11 protein-coding genes are annotated in these 20,016 nt (G+C 48.0%); 9 read left to right on the forward strand and 2 right to left on the reverse strand.

The window, feature by feature from the left end; translation table 11 throughout:
- Window positions 1-91: 91 nt before the first annotated feature.
- Window positions 92-1,288, reverse strand: a complete 1,197-nt coding sequence (locus tag D9Y29_RS08340) for a FecR family protein (RefSeq protein WP_127126949.1) — start codon at window positions 1,286-1,288, stop codon at window positions 92-94.
- Between the two features lie 72 nt (window positions 1,289-1,360).
- Complete coding sequence (locus tag D9Y29_RS08345; RefSeq protein ID WP_127126951.1) at window positions 1,361-1,954, reverse strand: RNA polymerase sigma factor; 594 nt, start codon at window positions 1,952-1,954, stop codon at window positions 1,361-1,363.
- Window positions 1,955-2,158: 204 nt separating this feature from the next.
- Here D9Y29_RS08345 and D9Y29_RS08350 point away from each other — a divergent pair, with 204 nt between their 5' ends.
- The 9 genes from D9Y29_RS08350 (at window position 2,159) to D9Y29_RS08390 (ending at window position 19,994) form a co-directional block, all read left to right on the forward strand.
- A complete protein-coding gene (locus D9Y29_RS08350; protein ID WP_127126953.1) occupies window positions 2,159-3,409 on the forward strand; it encodes a PepSY-associated TM helix domain-containing protein in 1,251 nt (416 codons plus the stop codon).
- Between the two features lie 84 nt (window positions 3,410-3,493).
- Complete coding sequence (locus D9Y29_RS08355) at window positions 3,494-5,653, forward strand: TonB-dependent receptor plug domain-containing protein (protein ID WP_127126954.1); 2,160 nt, start codon at window positions 3,494-3,496, stop codon at window positions 5,651-5,653.
- A 29-nt stretch (window positions 5,654-5,682) separates the two neighbouring features.
- Window positions 5,683-6,921 (forward strand): DUF4374 domain-containing protein, encoded by a 1,239-nt coding sequence (locus D9Y29_RS08360; RefSeq protein WP_127126956.1) that lies wholly within the window; start codon window positions 5,683-5,685, stop codon window positions 6,919-6,921.
- A gap of 192 nt (window positions 6,922-7,113) precedes the next feature.
- Entirely contained in the window at window positions 7,114-9,630 is a 2,517-nt protein-coding gene (locus D9Y29_RS08365) for a S9 family peptidase (RefSeq protein ID WP_127126958.1), read from the forward strand.
- Window positions 9,631-9,798: 168 nt separating this feature from the next.
- Window positions 9,799-10,815: a GntR family transcriptional regulator gene (locus D9Y29_RS08370; protein WP_127126960.1), complete on the forward strand. Its 1,017-nt coding sequence runs from the start codon at window positions 9,799-9,801 to the stop codon at window positions 10,813-10,815.
- A 10-nt stretch (window positions 10,816-10,825) separates the two neighbouring features.
- The gene (locus D9Y29_RS08375) at window positions 10,826-12,427 is read left to right on the forward strand and encodes a solute:sodium symporter family transporter (RefSeq protein ID WP_127126962.1); all 1,602 of its coding nucleotides are present in this window, start codon (window positions 10,826-10,828) and stop codon (window positions 12,425-12,427) included.
- 36 nt (window positions 12,428-12,463) lie between these two features.
- A complete protein-coding gene (locus D9Y29_RS08380; protein ID WP_127126964.1) occupies window positions 12,464-14,473 on the forward strand; it encodes an alpha-amylase family protein in 2,010 nt (669 codons plus the stop codon).
- Window positions 14,474-14,788: 315 nt separating this feature from the next.
- Window positions 14,789-18,037, forward strand: a complete 3,249-nt coding sequence (locus D9Y29_RS08385) for a SusC/RagA family TonB-linked outer membrane protein (RefSeq protein WP_241237878.1) — start codon at window positions 14,789-14,791, stop codon at window positions 18,035-18,037.
- A 46-nt stretch (window positions 18,038-18,083) separates the two neighbouring features.
- The gene (locus tag D9Y29_RS08390; RefSeq protein ID WP_127126966.1) at window positions 18,084-19,994 is read left to right on the forward strand and encodes a RagB/SusD family nutrient uptake outer membrane protein; all 1,911 of its coding nucleotides are present in this window, start codon (window positions 18,084-18,086) and stop codon (window positions 19,992-19,994) included.
- The last annotated feature ends 22 nt before the right edge of the window (window positions 19,995-20,016 follow it).

Consider the following 20,016-nt stretch of genomic DNA (forward strand, 5'->3'; position numbering starts at 1 on the left):
TCTGCCGGGAGTGCTTCAACCACTTCCGGTTTTTTGTTGGATGACCGCGTTGTTTCATTTTCACGGCTATAACTTCGTTGATATATTACTGTCAGGGCATGATCACCAGCTTCCTTTCTTCCATCCGGAAGTGAAGACCAAAACCTTTCAGGGCGGCAAGTACCGTTGAGAGATCGAGCTTTCTGCTCATTTTACCGAAGAAGTGTACATCGGGCACATTGCCTTCATATACTACTTCTATATCGTACCATCTTACCAGTTGACGCATCATCTCTTTCAGATCGGTTCCTTCGAAATTGAAGAGCCCGTTCTTCCAGGCCATCACTTTGCTGAGATCAGGATTTTTGATCAGCTCATACCGGTCATCTTTCAACTGTGCCTGTTGCCCGGGTTGCAGCAACAGTTTACCGGATGTTGTTCGGGTATTCGCGTTGGATACGCGGATGCGTCCATTCAGCAGGGTAGTACTGATCTGTGGTTCATCTGTATAGGCATTCACATTGAAACTGGTGCCCAGCACTTCCACTTCGGCTTTGTTGTTTATATTGATGAGGAAAGGTTTGCTTTTGTTGGCTGCCACTTCAAAATAGGCTTCACCCTGTATTTCAACACGGCGTTCGTTCTCCGCAAAAGAGACGGGGTAACGAATGGAGCTGGCAGCGTTGAGCCAAACTTTGGTGCCGTCAGGTAATTGCAGTCTGAATTGACGCCCCTTGGGAGTGCTCATGGAATTGTATGAAAGTTTGTTGGCCGGTTGCCCTTTTCCATAATTCAATTCTCCGTTCCGTAATACCACTTCCACGCCACTTTGTTTTGATACGATTCCATTTCCCATACTGTCCAGCAAAATGGTACTGCCATCTGCCAGTGTGAGAATGGCGCCTTCCTGTCCGGGACCAATGGATGTTGCGTTTGCCGTTGGCGGAGGAACTGTTGTTTCCCCGGAATTCAAGCTCCAGATCCAGGCGCCTGCACCCAATAGCGCTACCACGGAAGCGGCTACCAGCCAGCGTTTGCGGATACTCCGCACCGGAGCTGGTCCAGGTATTTCTGCCAGTGCCGGTCTGCCTGCCAGTACTTTTTTGTACAGGATCTCCCAGTTGGGGTCCTGCGTATCCGGTTGTTGGGATGCCTGCTGTTCCAATAGCTGCGTTACAAAAGCATCGAAGGGAGCTGAATTGCTGGTATTGGCCATCCATTCGGTCAGCTCGGCAAGCTCTGCTTCTGTAGCGGTGCGCTGGGAATAGCGAGTCAACAGTTGTACTATGCGGTCCTGCGGTGTTTCCATAATCTGTCTATAGGTAAATGCAAAAAGGAAAAAGATGTACTATGAAAAATGGGAAATTTTTTTCCGGAGATCTTATTTCATGAAAAGAAAGGAAAGCAATACCACGGGATGGATACCGGGATGATGTTCCTTCAGCACACGCATCCCTTCCGCCAAAAGGTTCCTGACGGTATTGGGAGAAATGCCCAGCTGTTCTGCTGCTTCCTTCCTGCTCAGTCCTTCCTGGCGGATCAGTTTGAATACTTTCAACTGCGCCGGCGTAAGGAGTTTGAGTGATTCCTCTATCAGGGCCAGTTGCGCTTCCTGCCTGAGTTTGCTGTTCAGGCCTTCATCCGGGTCCTGCTGTTCATAATATTGAATGATGGAGCCCCGGGCCCTGCGTTGATTGGCCACATACCGGTAGTAACTGAACAATACGTTCTGGAATATTTTGTAGAGATAGGCTTTGGGATGCTGAAGATCGCGGAGGTATTCCCGTTTTTCCCAGATACGGATGAAGGTCTCCTGCACTACCTCTTCTGATACGTCGCGGGAACCGGTCAGTTGGAGGCAGGTATGGAAAAATGGACTACGGTATTGCTCAAATAGCAGACCGAACGCCTGTTCGTCGCCCCCGGCAACCCGCAATAGCAGTTCACCTTCCTCGTATGGTAGTTGTGAAAACAATGCTTACTAATAAAAAGCCTGAACGTAAAAGTATCGAAAAATGATACGTCACCGGCAGGCTTCTTATTTCTGATCTCGCAATGCATTGTTTCCGATCTCGCAATGTGCAGGTGGAGGGATGAACTAAATTTGCAGCATCAAAAACAAACCATCCTGGTTACGCAACGCCAATTGTGGTTTTTGATACAACAATCTGTTCGAATTATGATCAAAGCCAAAACTCCGCTTAAGGCTAAAAAAAGCAACAGGAGTATTTTCTATCGTGTATCTGCCTGGTTGCATTTATGGCTGGGTCTTATCACCGGACTGATAATGCTGGTGGTTTGTCTCACAGCCTGCATCTGGGTTTTCAATGATGAGATCACTGCCCTGATGGAGCCTGAAACAAAGGTGGCCAGACAATCAGCTCCCGTGATCCCTCCCTCTCAACTGATCCGCATCGCGGACTCGATAGCCCCCGGCAAGAAACCGAATTACGCCACCTACCAGCAGGGACGCGCCATTTATCTTGCACTCGGTGAAGGCCGCAGAGGCAATACTGTGCTTCGCGTAAACCCTTATTCCGGACAAGTGATAAGTGTAAAAGAAAAGAAAGCAGGCGAAACAGATTTCTTCCGCTTTATCCTCAACGGCCATCGCTTCCTCTGGCTCCCCTATGAAATTGGAAGACCCATCGTCAATTATGGTACGTTCATCTTTGTAATACTTTTGATTACTGGTATGGTGCTTTGGTGGCCGAGAAAATGGACAAAAGCCGCGCGTGACCAAAGCTTCAAAGTGAAATGGAAAGCCAGTTTCAAAAGAGTGAACTACGACCTGCACAATGTTTTCGGATTCTATTCCCTGCTCCTCCTGCTGGCCATTGCACTTACCGGAATGGTGTATGGGATCAAATGGTACAGCAATGGATTGTACTGGGTTACTTCAGGTGGACAATCACTTCCTGAATTCAAAAGAGCGAAATCTGATTCACTGCAGGCAGGTAAATTCTTTACGCCGCAAAATGCGATGGACAATTGCTGGAACCAGGTAAGCAGCCAGCATCCTGATGCAGAAGGCTTTTATTATGCATTTGCCGATACTTCCAGGGCGGCTTCCACCATCAATATCACAATCTATCCAACGGCCGGAAAATATTACAACAACAGGAGTTTTGTATTCGATCAGCATACCGGAAAACAATTGAAAGGAAATCCCGTATACGAAACGCCTTATGAAGAGGCCGCTTTCGGCGCCAAACTGCGCAGGATGAACTATGATATCCATGTTGGCTCCATCCTGGGCCTTCCCGGAAAGATTCTGGCCTTCTTTGCCGCATTGATCGGCGCCAGCCTGCCTGTTACAGGATTCCTGGTATGGTGGGGAAAAAGGAAAAAGAAGACTTCGAAAAACACGAAAACGAAAAAAATAGCCAAAACACTGATCAAGCCGCAGGTAGTAACGGCCGATATATAAAAAAAAAGCGAGCCGCACAGCGCCAACTGTACGGCTCATCCACCTTCCGGTGGAGCTTTTTAAATCTGTTCAATTTATTAAGCAATGCAATTTAGAAAAATTTTGCTTCAGTCATCCTTTTGCCTGATCGCAATCCCTGCGTTTTCGCAGGACCAGGATTCTTCCAAAGCCAAATCGCTCCAGAAAGTAACGGTAGTGGGGCGTTCAGCCACGCAACTGGTCAATCGACAGGCTTTCAATGTAACCGCCATCGATGCTAAAAAACTCTACAACTCTACGCTGGACCTGGCGCATGCACTGGACCGCGTGTCTGGTGTAAGATTGCGGGAAACTGGCGGCGTAGGTTCCAATTTCAATTTAGCCATCAACGGATTTTCGGGTAACCAGGTGCGTTTGTTCCTGGATGGTATTCCCATGGACAATTTCGGTTCTTCCTTTCAGCTCAACAATATTCCCATCAACTTTGCCGAAAGGGTAGAAGTATATAAAGGAGTAGTGCCGGTCTGGTTGGGATCAGATGCACTCGGCGGCGCCGTGAACATCGTCACCGGCAGCAAATACAGGAACTATGTGGATGTTTCCTATTCCTTCGGCTCCTTCAATACACACCGGAGCAATATCAATGCAGCATTCACATCCAAAAAAGGTTTAACGGTGCAGGTGAACGCCTTTCAGAACTATTCCGACAATAATTACAAGGTAACCCTGGAAGTATCCGATATCAATACCGGGAAATATTATCCCAATACCACCGTCAGGAGATTTCATGATACATACCATAATGAGACCCTGATCACCAATATCGGTTTCGTGGGAAAACCCTGGGCTGATAAACTCCTGTTCGGCATCAGCCTCGGAAAAAATTACAAGGAAGTGCAGACCGGCGCCAGGATGGCTACCGTATTTGGCGCCTGGCACAGAAAGGGAAATATGGTAATGCCAACTTTGAAATACCAGAAAAAAAACCTCTTCATCAAAGGTCTTGAACTTACCCTGAATGCCAACTACAACCTGGGAAAAGAACAGAATATCGATACGGCTTTCAGAAGGTACGACTGGTTCGGGAATTATAAACAATATTCAGGACTGGGCGCCGAGAGAAGCAGAACAATGTATGAATATTCCAACAATCTGGGACTGGCAACCGCTACCCTGAATTATAATTTTGGAGAAAATCATTCTATTTCGCTGAACAATGTATTCACCACCTTCAACAGGAAAGGCAGCGATGAGCTTTACCCGGATGACAATAAATACGAGATCCCTCAAAAATCGATAAAGAATATTCTTGGTCTCGGGTATAAATATGAAATAACAGACAAGTGGAGCGCTACGCTATTTGGAAAATACCTGCGCCAGGATGCTAAAACTGAAATCTCCTACAACCCAACGGGGAACTGGGGAGATATAGCCTATAAAGCAGAGCGCAACACGGTCAGGAATTTCGGTTACGGTATCGCCGGTAGTTATTTTGTTCAGCCTGATCTTCAACTCAAATTCTCCTACGAAAAAAGCAATCGTCTTCCCGAAAATGAAGAGATCTTCGGCGATCTGATGAACCAGGAGAGTAATTTCAATCTCAAACCAGAGATCAGTGATAATTTCAATCTTGGCCTCAGCTATGGTTTCAACTGGAAAAAAGACCATCGCTTCCTGGCATCGGGCTCTGCCATCTACCGTTATGCGAGAGATTTCATCTACTTCTACTTCAATAATAACCAGCAGAAGCTGACTACTGCCAACCTGGAAGGCGTTTCCAATATCGGTGGCGAAGCGGAACTGAGATATTCCTACAAATCACTTCTTACAGCAGGCGTAAACCTGACCTATCAGCATATCATCAACCAGCAACGTTTTGATCCGGAAACAGGAGCGCCAAGTATCGTGTACAAAGACAGGATGCCCAACCTGCCCTATCTCTATGGTAACGGAGATGTTTCTGTTTTTTTCAAAGAGCTGTTCGGTAAGAACGATCAGCTTACCATCGGTTACAACCTGCTCTATGTTCACCGTTTCTGGTTGTACTGGCCAAGCCGCGGTGGAAGAGGCAGCGACGATGAGAAAAGACAAGTACCCATGCAAACCAGTCACGATGTGAATATGGTCTACTCCATGAAGAATGGCCGCTACAATATCGGACTGGAGTGCAGGAATATCAATAATGCACAACTCTACGACAACTTCAGCCTGCAAAAGCCCGGCAGGTCGTTCAATATCAAGTTCAGGTATTTTATCGCTCAGTAAATATTCACCCATCAATAAATCATTCAGTGATGAAAAAGTACAGCAAGTATATTTTTGCATTTTCTTTGGCAGCCATCGGATTCAGTTCTTGTGATAAAGATGAAACGAACGGCGGCGGAGGGACCGGAGGACCCAGTGCATATATCGTTACTGTGACGCCGGCAGCTACAACCGGTGTGGCAGATTACCTGCTCACGGCCGACAACCTGGAATCCGGTTCCATTTCCACAGAAGGAAATGGTATCGAACAAGACGGGTCCTATCGCTATTATGTTACCCATAATGGAAAATTCTTCAGCATGCTGTATGGCCAGGGAAATCCCGGCGCCGTCACTGCCTATGATCTGTCTGCCGAAGGGAAGCTGAAAAAACTCACCAATTTTCAGACGGAGACAGTACAGGCATTTGCACCAGCCGGTGATGATATCCTTATGATCAAGGTCCCGCGCAGTCAGACAGGAGGCGACAATGCCCTCTGGTACCGTGTAAGCACCGAGAAGCTGGAAATTGTGGGCGAGGGTCAGTCAGACATCGTTGCCATGGCCAATAACGGCGAGCGCGCACATTTCACCTGGATCAAACAGGTAGGTAACAAGATCTATGCTCCCTACATGAGCATCAAAGGATGCTGCGGAGATGGCTTCGGTACTGCATACCCTGACAGTGCCTGGATTGCGGTGTATTCCTATCCTTCCATGACACTGGAGAAAGTGATCAAAGACAACAGGACCAGTTATATCGGCAGGTACTTCACTGATGGACTGGAAGTGGTAGATAACGGAGACGTATATGCGTTCAGTTCTTCCGTTGCCACCAATGCAGGTAATTATACTTCCACCAAACCTTCAGCCATCACACGTCTGAAATCTGGTGTTACCGAATTTGACCAGAGCTATTTCTTCGATATCAGCGCTGCATCCGGTGGCTGGTACCTTACCAACAAATTGTATGTAGGCAACAATACTTTCATTCTCACCATGGCGAAAGACAAAGGAGCCTATTCAGTAGGAAAACAATTCGCCATTGTGAACGTAGTGAACAAAACCTTCAATTGGGTAACCGGCACACCTGATCCTGCTGATATCGCAGGAGTGACCACCACCAATTACGCACCGATGGACAATAAAACAGGTTATATCGGTTTCTATATGAACGATGGCAAGAGCATGGTGTACAAGTTTGACGCCGGCACAGCCACTGCTGTGAAAGGTCTGGATGTGCTGGGTGGAAAGATCACGGCTATACAAAAATTGTCTTCCAATAAATAAATATTGAGCTTGCAGTATCCCTTATACATGAGGCCGCCCTGGAAACGGGGCGGTTTTTTGTTTTTTGCAGCTGGCTGCTGGCTGCTTCTTTACGTAAAAGGCTGAATAATTGGATAGCCGGTGGAAGGTTCCTGTTTTTTCAACGTCTCAATCAACGAACTTCACCAATTCAAAAATAAATCGCCCCTACGCATGAGAGTTGTTTACACTATAATGCTGATGCTTGCCTTTGTTGCTGCATCCGCACAACTGACCCCGGTAACGAAAGCCAACTACCAGCAGGCCGCCAGGTTTGCGCCACGCAAGCTCAGTAAACTAATATTCAGTACGGCCGTAGACCCGCACTGGTTGAAAAAAAGCGATCGCTTCTGGTATGTTTACGAAACTACCGATGGAAAGAAATGGTATATCGTGGATCCTGCAAAAGGAGAAAAGAGAACATTGTTCGACAATGCCATCATGGCCGCCAAACTAACACGCATTGTGAAAGATCCTTTCGATGCGCAGCACCTGAATATTGACAGCCTCCGCTTTGTGCGTGATGAGAACTGGATTCAGTTTGAAGTGAAAAGCTCCGAGGAAATAGTGAAAAAAGATACAGCCGCTCCTGCGAAAGGAAAAGGAACTACGCCCCCTGCACGCGAGCGGAAAATCTTTTATTTCGAGTACAATATCAATACCGGAGAGCTCATTGAGCTGCCCGATTTCAAAAAGCCCAAACGAAAACCTTCATGGGCCAATATTTCTCCCGATGGTAATATCATCCTCTTTGGAAAGAATTTCAATCTCTACTGGATGGATAAAGCCAATTACGAAAAAGCGCTTGTTAAGGAAAACGACAGCACCATAGTAGAACATGCCATCACAACAGATGGAGTGGAATATTTCAGTTACCACGGAAGCGGCGGCCCCGGCAGCAATGAAAATAATGTGGAGAAAGAGGCCAACAAGAATAAAAGAAAAAGCGTAGGAGCAAGGTGGGCGCCGGATAGCAGGCATTTTGCCCTGATCCGCACAGACAGCCGGAAAGTGAATGATCTCTGGGTGATCAATTCCGTTGCGAATCCCCGCCCCACGCTGGAAACCTACAAGTACATGATGGCAGGGGAAAAAGAAGCGCCGGTTGATCATCTGTATTTATTTGATGCCGTGGCAAAAACTGGTAAGGAAATGCAGGTCTCGCTTTTCAAAGACCAAAACCTGAATGTGTGGACGGCCGAAACACTGGCGAAAGAGCGTGATGACGACTGGCGTCCTTCCAAATGGCTGGGCAATGATCAGCAATTCTATTTTTCCCGTACCGGCCGCGATCTGAAAAAAGTGGACGTATGTAAAGTGGATATCAATACCGGGAGCGTAAAAGTGTTGATCGAAGAGCGGTTCAATACCTATATCGAACTGCGCAGGCTGGGACTCGTTAATGGCGGCAAGGAAATTATTCACTGGAGTGAGCGCGATGGCTGGGCGCATTTCTATCTCTACGACGAAAATGGAAAACTGAAAAACCAGATCACCTCAGGCACCTGGCATGCAGAGAATATCCTTGGCATCGATGACGCCAAACGTGTGCTCTATTTCTCCGCCAATGGCCGCGAGGCCAATGAAGATCCATATTATCTTCATGCCTATCGCGTGAACTTCGATGGCTCAGGACTGAAACTGCTGAACCCCGGCGAATTCGAGCATGCCATGAGCATCAACGATAACAATACCTTTTTTGTAGACAACTATTCACGCGTGAACACGGTCCCCAAATCTGCGCTCTATGCAGCAGATGGACGGAAAGTAATGGAACTGGAGACCGCTGATCTCAGTTCCCTGATGGCCACCAGTTTCAAATTCCCGCAGCCTTTCAAAGTGAAAGCCGATGATGGCATCACCGATATTTATGGAGTGATGTACAAACCGATGGATTTCGATTCCACCAAAAAATATCCTGTGATCCAGTATGTTTATCCGGGTCCGCAGACGGAAGCAGTGAATAAGGCTTTCGGCCGGTCCATGGACCGGACAGACAGGTTAGCCAATCTTGGTTTCATCGTGATCACCATGGGCAACCGCGGCGGCCACCCTGCACGCAGCAAATGGTATCATAACTATGGCTACGGCAATCTCCGCGATTATGGTCTTGCCGATAAGAAAGCAGCTGCTGAACAACTCGCCGACCGATATCCCTGGTTCGATGTAAACCGTGTAGGTATCCATGGCCACTCAGGTGGCGGCTTCATGAGCACTGCGGCTATGCTGGTGTATCCTGACTTCTTCAAAGTAGCTGTGTCTTCCGCCGGTAACCACGATAACTCCATTTACAACCGCTGGTGGAGTGAACAACATCATGGTGTGAAAGAAGTGATCGGAGAAAAGGATACTACCTTCATGTACAATATTGAGAAGAACCAGGACCTGGTGAAGAATCTCAAAGGCCATCTCATGCTGTCGCATGGTGATATCGACAATAATGTGCATCCTGCCAATACCATGCGTGTGGTCAATGCATTGATCAAAGCCAATAAAAGATTTGACCTGGTGATCCTTCCGGGCCAGCGTCATGGTTTCGGAGATATGACTGAATATTTTTTCTGGAAAATGGCGGACTATTTTACACTGCATCTCATGGGCGATACAACAGAAAGGCCAGTGGATATTGAAGAGATAAACCGTGAAATAGAGCAGGGCGGGCAGAAAGGCGCCGGAAGGAGAATGCCCTGATAAGAATGCAAATTCCATTTTTCGATCTTTCGATATGAATCCCTCTGATCTGTCAGAGGGATTTTTTTCAGGGTCCTTCAGAATGCCGCAAAATGTTTTTGGAATCATCAAAAGGTTGAATACATTTACACAGTAGGATAGAATAGTACAGTTAAAAGATTGTTTGCTATGCAGAATATTTATGAGCAGGTCCGGGAGCTGGAAAATATCCAGGGCCTGTCAAAGCACGAACAACTGGTACAGGGTATCATCAACGCCATCAACGATAAACTGATCCAACGCGGAGACATGCTGCCTTCCGTGAACAACTTCATAAAAGAGCTGGGCTTCGCCCGTGAAACCATTGCCAAAGGTTATAAGGAACTCGTGAGCAGGGGTATCGTTGAAAGTAAGAACCGTATTGGCTTTTACGTGGCCCGCGAGAATACGGAGAACAACCTTCGCATTGCTCTCATCATCTTCGCATTCGACAGTTTCCAGGAAGTGTTCTACAAAACATTCCGCGACAGCCTGGGAGAACCTGCCCATATCGATATCTTTTTCCATCACAACAATATCGATGTGCTGGAAAGTATCGTAGCCAGTGTAAAAGGGAAATACGGGATGTACGTGGTGGCGCCTATTCCGCATAAACGCACTGCGGGTATTCTCAGCACGCTTCCGATGAACAAATTCCTGATGATCGACCGCTACCAGAAACTGGAAGAAGAGTTCAGCTATGTGGTACAGGAATTCGAGAAATCCTCCTATGCCGCTTTTGCTGAACTGGCGCCCGCCATCAGGCATTTCAAAGGCATGATCCATTACCATCGTCCCGCATCGGACACGCCGATCGAGATCCTGGACGCGTACAAGAAATTCGTGAAGAATTTCAAAATCCAAAGCGTGATCCGGACAGAATATATTCCCGGCTCCATCGAGAAGGGTTATGTGTATTTCACCATCAACAACGCAGAGCTCTGGCAGATGCTGAAAGACGCCAAGGCAAAGGGTTTCAGGCTGGGTAAAGATGTAGGCATCCTCAGCCATAACGATGAAGTGGTGAAAGAGATCATCTTCGATGGCATCACCACCTATTCAACGGATTTTTCCATCATGGCGGAAAAAGCTGCTTCGTTTGTGCTGAACCGTGAAAAAGTGCAGGAAGTGATTCCGACCGTTCTCCTGAGAAGGGGATCCTTATGATTGCTTTATTATGAATCTGACCATACTACTCAGCTTCCTTTTTGTAACGGTTGCGGCTGCCCTGGTTTCCATTTACGTTACGCGCCGGAAAAAGCAACAGCAAACGCCTGTTGGCTTTTACCTGGGCAATCGCAGTCTGGGTTTCTGGATGATCGGCAGTTCCATGTTCCTCACCAATATGAGCGCCAATCAGTTCATCGGGGAGAATGAGTTCGTATATACCACCAACATGTCTGTGATGGCATGGGGCATGAGCTCCGTACTGGCCATGCTGATTGTTGCTGAATTCCTCATGCCGATGTATTTGCGCATCGGGGCTGTGACCACACCTGATTTCCTGGCAAAGAGATTTGATGTGCAAACGCAGCGCATCGTTAGTGTCATCTTCCTCCTGGGGTATTTCGTGAATCTCATACCAACCGTATTGTATGGATGCGCGGTGGCTATCAATGGGATCTTTCATGTGGACGCCTGGCTGGGCATCAGTTATTTTTCCGCCATACAATTGATAGTACTGGTGGTGGGATTGGTGGGCGCATTGTACAATGTACTTGGCGGACTCAGGGCCATTACCATCACCGATGTGGTGCAGGGCGTGGGTATGCTGATCGGTGGCAGTATGATAGTATATTATGGTTTCAGGTTCCTGGGCAATGGCGATGTTTGGGAAGGCGTGAGAACACTCACTATTGCGCATAAGGACCATCTTAATGGCATCGGCGGCCCGAAAGATGTATTGCCTTTTGGCACCATCTTCACGGGGATGTTGCTGGTGAATATTTATTACTGGGGCATGGAGCAATACATCGTGCAGGAAGCCCTGGCATCGAAGAACCTGGCGGAAAGTCAGAAGGGGATTTCACTGGCGGTAGTGGGAAAATTATTTGCACCGCTGTTGTTGAATGTTCCCGGCTTGATTGCCGTACATCTATATCCTAACCTTGAAAATACTGCCACGGCATTTCCGCGGCTGGTGAGCGATATCCTGCCTCCTGTATTCATCGGGCTGGTGGCGGCTGTAGTGTTCGGAGGAGCGCTCAGTACTTTCAATGCAGGGCTCAACAGCACAGGTACATTGTTTACGATGAACCTTTACAAGCCCTGGCTGGAACGGAACGGTGCAAAAGCCGATGAAAGGAAACTGTTACGAAACGGGAAGATGCTGCAGGTAAGTGTCACGATACTGGCCATCATCTTTTCTCCTTATATCATGTACTTCGAAGGAGGGTTTTACAATTACCTGCAGAAAGTGTCGAGCTTTTTCAGTGTGCCTGTTTTCACTATTATGGTGGTTGGGCTGCTCACCAAAAAAGTACCGCCGCTGGCTGCAAAAGTGGGCATCCTGTTCTTTGTTACGGTATACACCGCCACGCAATTCCTTTTCGATATTCCATTGCATTACCTGCATGTGCTGGCCATCCTGTTCCTGGTCACTTCCGGGATCATGTTGCTGATCGGCAGGTTGAGACCGATGGAGCAACCTTTCCAACTGCCCCGGCAGGCGGCAGTGGACATTGTTCCGTGGAAAAGAAGACACCTGTATTATGCGATGCTGCTGGCTTTGATGGTTGGGATGTTCATTCTTTTCTCACCGCTGGGCATTGCAGGCTAAAAAACAATTCATCTAAACACCTGAACTATTTTTTTTATGGCAAATAAAAGAGCGATCACCTGGGCATTTTATTGTTTGTTTCTTTCCGCTGCAGCACAAGCGCAGCAATTGCTGGAAATCCCTCTCGGGGAGAACAGCAGGATCGTTTACAAACTCGACAAAGGCCAGTATGATATTGTCTGGAATGGAAAGATGATCGTGCAGGATGCTTATGCCGCATACCAGGCAGATAAAGCAGGGGATACCCGTAAGGGAGGAAAGATCAGTTACCATATCGGGGATATGAAGACCAACCTGGGCAAAACGAAACTGTACAACCTGCAATTCGAAAATGATCCCTCGATGACGCAATTGTTCTATGTGCTGCCCGGCAAGAAACAGTTCATAACGCAGATGATCATTCGCAATGCAGGGCCATTGGCCTCTGTATCTCCATTGATTACCGAAAATCTTCAATGGTCGCAGCCCGGCGATAACCGCGCCCTCTTTGTTCCTTTCGATAATGATATGTGGGCCAGATACAATGCAATGCCCCTGGCCACTGCCGCATTCAATGGAAGCGAACTGGGCGCCCTGTACAATGCAGATGATAATAATGGACTGGTGATCGGTTCATTGGAACAGGACGACTGGAAAACGGGTTTCCTGCTGAAGTCAAATGGTCTGAACAAAGCTGCAAAACTTGAACTTCGGTCTGGCTTCACCGATAGTGCCATCACCCACGACGTTATCCCACACGGGAAAGTGTTTCCGGTGTATGGTGTAGTGTATTCGCCCAAGATCCTCATCAGCCTGAGTGAAGACTGGCGTGATGGTCTGGAAAGTTTCGCACAGCAAAACAGGAAACTGCATGCACGTTCCATTGGCAACTGGAAATATGCAACGCCCATGGGCTGGAACAGTTGGGGCGTGCTGAAAGAAAAGATCCGTTTTGATCAGGCCATCCGCGTGGTGGATTTCTTTGCAGACAGTCTCAAGGGGTTCAGAAATGCAGACCAGACATTGTTTATCGACCTGGATGCTTTCTGGGACAATTTTACTACCCACGGCATCGATGGCGATATAAGCAAACTGCAGGAATTTGTAGCCCATTGTAAAAAGAAAGGACTGAAGCCTGGTATTTACTGGACGCCATTCGCCGACTGGGGTAAATCCGATAGAAAAGTGGAAGGATCAGATTATTCTTATATGGAAACCTGGACAAAACAGAATGGCCGGATGCTGGATATCGATGGTGGCCGGGCCATGGACCCTACACATCCTGCCACGCAGAAGCGCATCGAACATACCATCAACAAAATGAAAGCGCTTGGTTTCGAAATGATCAAGATCGATTTCCTGGGACATGGTTGCCAGGAAGCAGACAAATTCTATGATCCATCCGTTACCACCGGTATGCAGGCTTTCAAAAAAGGAATGAAATTCCTGGATAGTGTCCTGGACGATAAGATGCTTGTGTATGCGGCCATCTCGCCCAATATTGCTACCGCGCGCTATGTGCATATGCGTCGCATTGCATGCGATGCCTGGAGCAGTCTCGATCATACTGAATACACTTTGAACAGTACCGGCTATGGCTGGTGGCAATCGCATCTTTATGATTTTGTAGATGCAGACCATGTGGTGTTTGCAACTGAGCAGAATGGTGTGAACAGGGCCAGGCTTGCATCGGCGCTGGTGACAGGTTCCCTGATCACAGGCGATGATTATTCATCACATGGAAAATGGACAAACACCGCTAAACAACTCTTGCAGAACAAAGCGCTGTTGCAGCTTGCAGCCAACGGGAAGAGCTTTCGTCCGCTTCGCGGCAATACCGGTAACAGGGGAGTGGAGCAATTCTATCGAATCGATGGAAAAAAGCTGTACATCGCTTTGTTCAATTATGGCAATGCTGATCAGCAGATCAGCATTCCTGCATCATTGCAAAGCAAAGTGAGCAATAAGTATTATAAAGAACTTTTCTCCGGAGAGGGCGGCCTGCTCAAACCTGAAACCTCTTTGCATGTGCCTGCATCCGACGCGCGCATCTATGAGATCAGGTAGCAACGTGTGGCCAGCAAATAGCAGCGTGTGGCCAGTAAATAGCAGCGTGTAGCCAGTCGCTCGCCTCCGGCGAGTGACTTCTATTTGTTCGCCTCCGGCGAACACCGCGTCGCCGGAGGCGACTAAAAAAAAGTCACTCGCCAGAGGCGAGCGACTGGGGGGGACTGGGGGCCACACCCTAAGTTTTTTTGGCAGATCGGATAATTCTCATATCTTAGTGGTATAGTATAGGATAGTATAGATGGAGCGGCAACCGGAAATACTATCGTATTGCGGCAGGACAAACCCTGCCGGAAAACCAACAATTGCTTAAATATGAAAATCAGATTTGCTTGCTTGCGCTTCCGGAAGCGTTTGCCCTACCCCTTCCCGGCATTTCTCCTTTTTTTCTTTTCCCTTATTTCATTTTCATTACAGGCTGATGCGCAATCCAATGGCGGGTTGAACGGTTATGTTATGGACAGTACAACCAGGCTGCCAATCAACGGCGTTTCTGTAGTGATCAAAGGAACAAGGCAGGGAACCACTACAGACAAGTCAGGCGTTTTTCACCTGGACATCTCCGGTAGTCAGGCGCTGCTGGAATTCTCCTTTGTTGGATACAAGTCCAAAGAGCTGGTGGTGGCGAAAGGAAAAGTTGCTACCGTTTATCTTTCTACTATCGTAGACACTTTCGGCGCCGTGGTGGTAACAGCCTTCGGCCGTAAAGAAAGAAAGGAAGCTGTGGTAGGATCGGTTACGTCTATACAACCGGGTGAGCTCAAGATCCCCGCCAGTAATCTCACCAATGCGCTGGCAGGAAAGATTGCCGGTGTGATCGGTTTCCAGCGCGGAGGCCAGCCGGGAATGGACAATTCCCAGTTCTTCATCCGCGGCGTTACCACGCTTGGTTATAGTAATAGTCCACTTATCCTGGTAGACAACGTGGAGCTCACCGCCAATGACCTTGCCAGGTTGCAGGTGGATGATATCGCCAGCTTCTCCATCCTCAAAGATGCCAGTGCTGCTGCATTGTACGGAGCGCGTGGCGCCAATGGCGTTATACTCGTTACAACAAAAGAAGGCAAGGCCGGCAAGGCCAAGGTGGAACTGCGTGGAGAAACTGCTATCTCCGCACCTACCAAAAGTATCAAACTGGCAGACCCGGTAACGTATATGCGCATGTACAATGAAGCCGTTACAACCAGAACGCCGGGCGTTGGAAAATACTATCAGCCCAATGAGATCATCGGGACACAGAAGAACCTGGAAGGCGCTGGAGGTATCTATCCCATACTTTATCCGGCAGTAGACTGGATGGATGCTATCTTCAAAGACCAGACTCAAACCTACCGTGCCAACTTCAGTGTGAGTGGCGGCAATAGCCTTGCAAAATATTATATCGCTGGTTCTTATTCCAGGGATAATGGAATACTGGAAGTCAATCCTGTGAACAATTTCAATTCAGGAATGAAATTCGAGAACTACCAGCTTCGCGCTAATACCAGTATCAAAGCCACTTCCACCACAGAGGTAGGCGTTCGCCTCTGGGGCAATTTCAATGAATACATGGGGCCGATCAGCAACCAGGGCGGAGGATTTGCAACAGACCTTTACTCCCAGGTATTGCACTCGATCCCTGTTGGCTTTCCTGCCTACTGGCAACCAGACAGCGCCAACAGGAACACGAAACATATCCTCTTCGGTAACAGGATCGATGCCAACAGTCAGCTTCAGTCCAACCCCTACGCTTCACTGATGCGTGGCTATAAAACTTTCTCCGAGTCCAGGATCTCGGCACAATTTGAAGTGAACCAGAACCTGAAATTCATTACGCCCGGACTTAGCTTCTTTGGTATGTTCAGCACCAACCGCTACTCCTATTTTGATGTAAGCAGGGCCTACAATCCTTTCTACTATGATGTACAACGGGTAACAGTAGACGAAAAAACAGGGGCGTACAGGCTGAGCTGGCTCAATAACCAACCTGGCCAGGCGCAGGAATATCTTTCGTACCAGCAAGGTCCCAAGTGGTTGAACACATATGTGTATATGCTCGGACGTTTGGATTACAGCCAGACTTTCGGGGACCATTCCGTAGGCGGTTCGATTGTGGGTAACCGTCAGCAGACGCTTACTGCCAACGGAAGCGACCTGCAATCTTCGCTCCCCAACCGTAACCTCGGTGTATCAGGAAGAGCAAGCTATTCGTTCGATAACCGTTATTTTGCCGAGTTCAATTTCGGATACAACGGCTCAGAAAAATTTGCTCCCGCACATCGATTTGGTTTCTTCCCTACTATCGGCGCCGGATGGGTGGTGAGCAATGAAAAATTCTGGAAAGGAAGAATGAGTGAGATCCTGACCCGCCTGAAATTGCGCGGCAGCTATGGACTGGTAGGTAATGATGCCATCGGGGATCCCAATACACAACGATTCTTCTACCTGAGTACAGTAGAGCCCAATAACGGTCCACGTTCTTATTTCGGTACCAACAATTCAGTAAGTATGGCCGGAACAGTGATCAAAGCCTATCCCAATCCGGATGTGACCTGGGAAACCTCGCGCAAAAGCAACCTGGCTGTGGAAGCCACTTTCTTCGATAAACTCAATATCATTGCTGAAGTATACCGTGAGAGAAGATACAATATCCTTGTTTCGCGGGGCTATATCCCCATTACTGTGGGCATAGAATCCGCAGCGCTGAATAATCTCCGCGCCAACCTGGGTAAGGCCAATTCTGAAGGTTTTGACTTCAGCATCAATTACAGGGAAGATTTCAGGAATGGTCTCTGGGCTTCCGTACTCGGTAATTTTACAGCAACGCGTAATAAGGCGGTTCATTTGGAAGAGCCTGAGTATCCCAATGCCTGGAGCTACCGCACCGGCAGGATGATCAATCAGCCTTTTGGTTTCATAGCAGAAAGATTGTTTGTAGATGATAAGGAAGCTGCTAATTCGCCCGTTCAGAATTTCGGGGATTTCCTGCCCAGGGGTGGCGATATCAAATACCGCGATATCAACCAGGATGGCGTGATCAACCAGGAAGATATGGTGCCTATCGGTCTTCCTTCCACGCCGCAGATCATTTATGGATTTGGCTTCTCTGTTGGATATAAGAATTTCGACATGAGTGCTTTCTTCCAGGGATCGGCCAGGTCTTCCTTCTTCATCGATCCAACCGCCCGTACTGATTTCAATAACGGCATTTTCGGAACTGCACCATTCGCCAATAATGCGCAGATCCTGCAGGCTTATGCAGACAATCACTGGTCTGAAGAGAACCAGAACCTTTATGCGCTCTGGCCCCGCCTCTCCACCTACGAGATCCAGAACAACCAGCAGACCAGTACCTGGTGGTTGCGCAATGGCAGTTTCATTCGTTTGAAATCAGTGGAAGCAGGTTTCACATTCCCGAAAAGATGGAGCAATGCCATCTATCTCAGCAATATGAGGATCTACTTCAGTGGTCTGAACCTGCTTACTTTCAGCAGCTTCAAACTCTGGGATCCCGAGCTGGCCGGCAATGGCTTTGCCTATCCGGTCCAGAAAGTATTCAATATCGGTTTGAAAGTGGACCTGTAACCCTGATCAATAACCGAAATTACCAGAACGATTCAAACAAGCGGATATGAAAATCATCTTCAAAATATTACTCACCGGCTGCACCCTGGTCCTTTTTCAACGATGCAGTAAATACCTTGATGTAACGCCGGACAATGTAGCTACACTCAACAGTTCGTTTACCAATGCCAATGAAACGCAGGCTTACCTGTTTGGTTGCTATGCCAACCTGCAGGCCCTGGCGGATGTCCGCAGGAATGCGGGTTTCACGGCTTCCGGGGAAATGTTCTTTCCTACTGACCTGGCGGATAAGACCACGCTCGGCGGCATTGGAGGCGATGGAGGCTTCAACCTCATGCGCGGTTTGCAGAACAGTCTGAACCCCATCCACAATTTCTGGGATGGGTACAATATGGGCCTGAAATTGTATGAGAGCATACGCATGTGCAATACATTCCTCGACAATATCCATGTACCACTGGATGTTGAACCTTACAACAGGAAGCGCTGGGCAGCGGAAGCCAAATTCCTGAAAGCCTATTATCATTACTGGTTATTGCGCATGTATGGCCCTATCCCGATTGCAGACAAGGCCATTCCTGTGAATGCCAGTTCTGAAGAAGTGCGTCAGAAGCAGCAGTCGCTGGATTCCTGTTTCAATTACGTGGTGAAAACGATCGATGAAGCAATTGTAGATCTTCCTCCTGCCATTCAGAATGCAGCTACAGAAGCAGGAAGGATCTCCGGCGCCATTGCGCTGGCGGTGAAAGCGGAAGTGCTGACCACGCAGGCCAGTCCGCTTTTCAACGGCAATCCTGATTATGCAGGCTTCAAAGGAAAAGATGGAGAAAGTCTATTTCCTGCAACCAGCGATCCTGCCAAATGGGAACGTGCCGCGGTGGCCTGCAAAGCCGCTATCGATGCTGCAGTGGCGGCTGGTGCGCAACCTTATGAATTGCGCGTTCAGGGTAGCATCGTTCATATGTCTGATGAAACCAAACAATTGCTCACCTTGCAGGGCGCTTTTGTTGATGGCTGGAATCCCGAGCAGGTGTGGACGCTCAACCCGCATTACGGCTGGCAGTACATGACCATGCCACGTGTAACGGCTGAAGCAGCCAAAAATGTATTTGCCGTTTATTCCAATTTTTCTGTTCCCATTGCGCAAAGTGAGCTCTTCTATTCAAAGAATGGTGTGCCCATCAATGAAGACCTCAACTTCGATTATGCCAACCGCTACCAATTGCAGGCAGGCGATGAAGCGAATAAATTCTATATCAAAAAAGATTATACCACTGTAGCCGGTAATTTCAATCGTGAGCCGCGTTACTATTCAAGTGTTGCCTTCGATGGAGGTGTTTGGTTCGGTTCCGGAAAGACCGATGATCTCAATCCGAATTATGTAAATGCAGTGAATGGTTTTGCTTCTCCTCCCGATAAGATCCGCTTCAATAATACAGGTTACTGGGCCAAGAAACTGGTTCACTATCAGTCTACTCCCGGCGACAATTCTGTTTGGGTGGGCTATCCCTGGACATTCATCCGTCTCTCCGGTCTCTGGTTGCTCTATGCAGAGTGTTTGAATGAAACAGGTGCACATGGCGATGCTATTGTATGGCTCGACAAAGTGAGAACGAAGGCCGGCCTGCAGGGAGTACTCACCAGTTGGGCACAACATTCCCGCAACCCTTCCAAACCTACTACCAAAGACGGTTTGAGGCAGATCATCCACCAGGAACGCAGGATCGAACTGGCATTTGAAGGACAGGCAGGATGGGACCTTCGCCGCTGGAAGGAATTGCAATCCGTACTCAGCAAACCATTCCAGGGCTGGTCCGTTTTCAACCAGACCGTAGCAGGATATTACCAGCTTAATACCGTGTATCAACCTGTGTTCGGATTGAAGGATTACCTGTTCCCCATCCAGGAATATGATCTGATCACCAATCCCAACCTGGTGCAAACCCCTTACTGGTAAACCTCCACATACAATGCTTAAA

It is taken from the genome of Pseudoflavitalea rhizosphaerae, assembly GCF_003991355.1.
Taxonomy (GTDB): domain Bacteria; phylum Bacteroidota; class Bacteroidia; order Chitinophagales; family Chitinophagaceae; genus Pseudobacter; species Pseudobacter rhizosphaerae.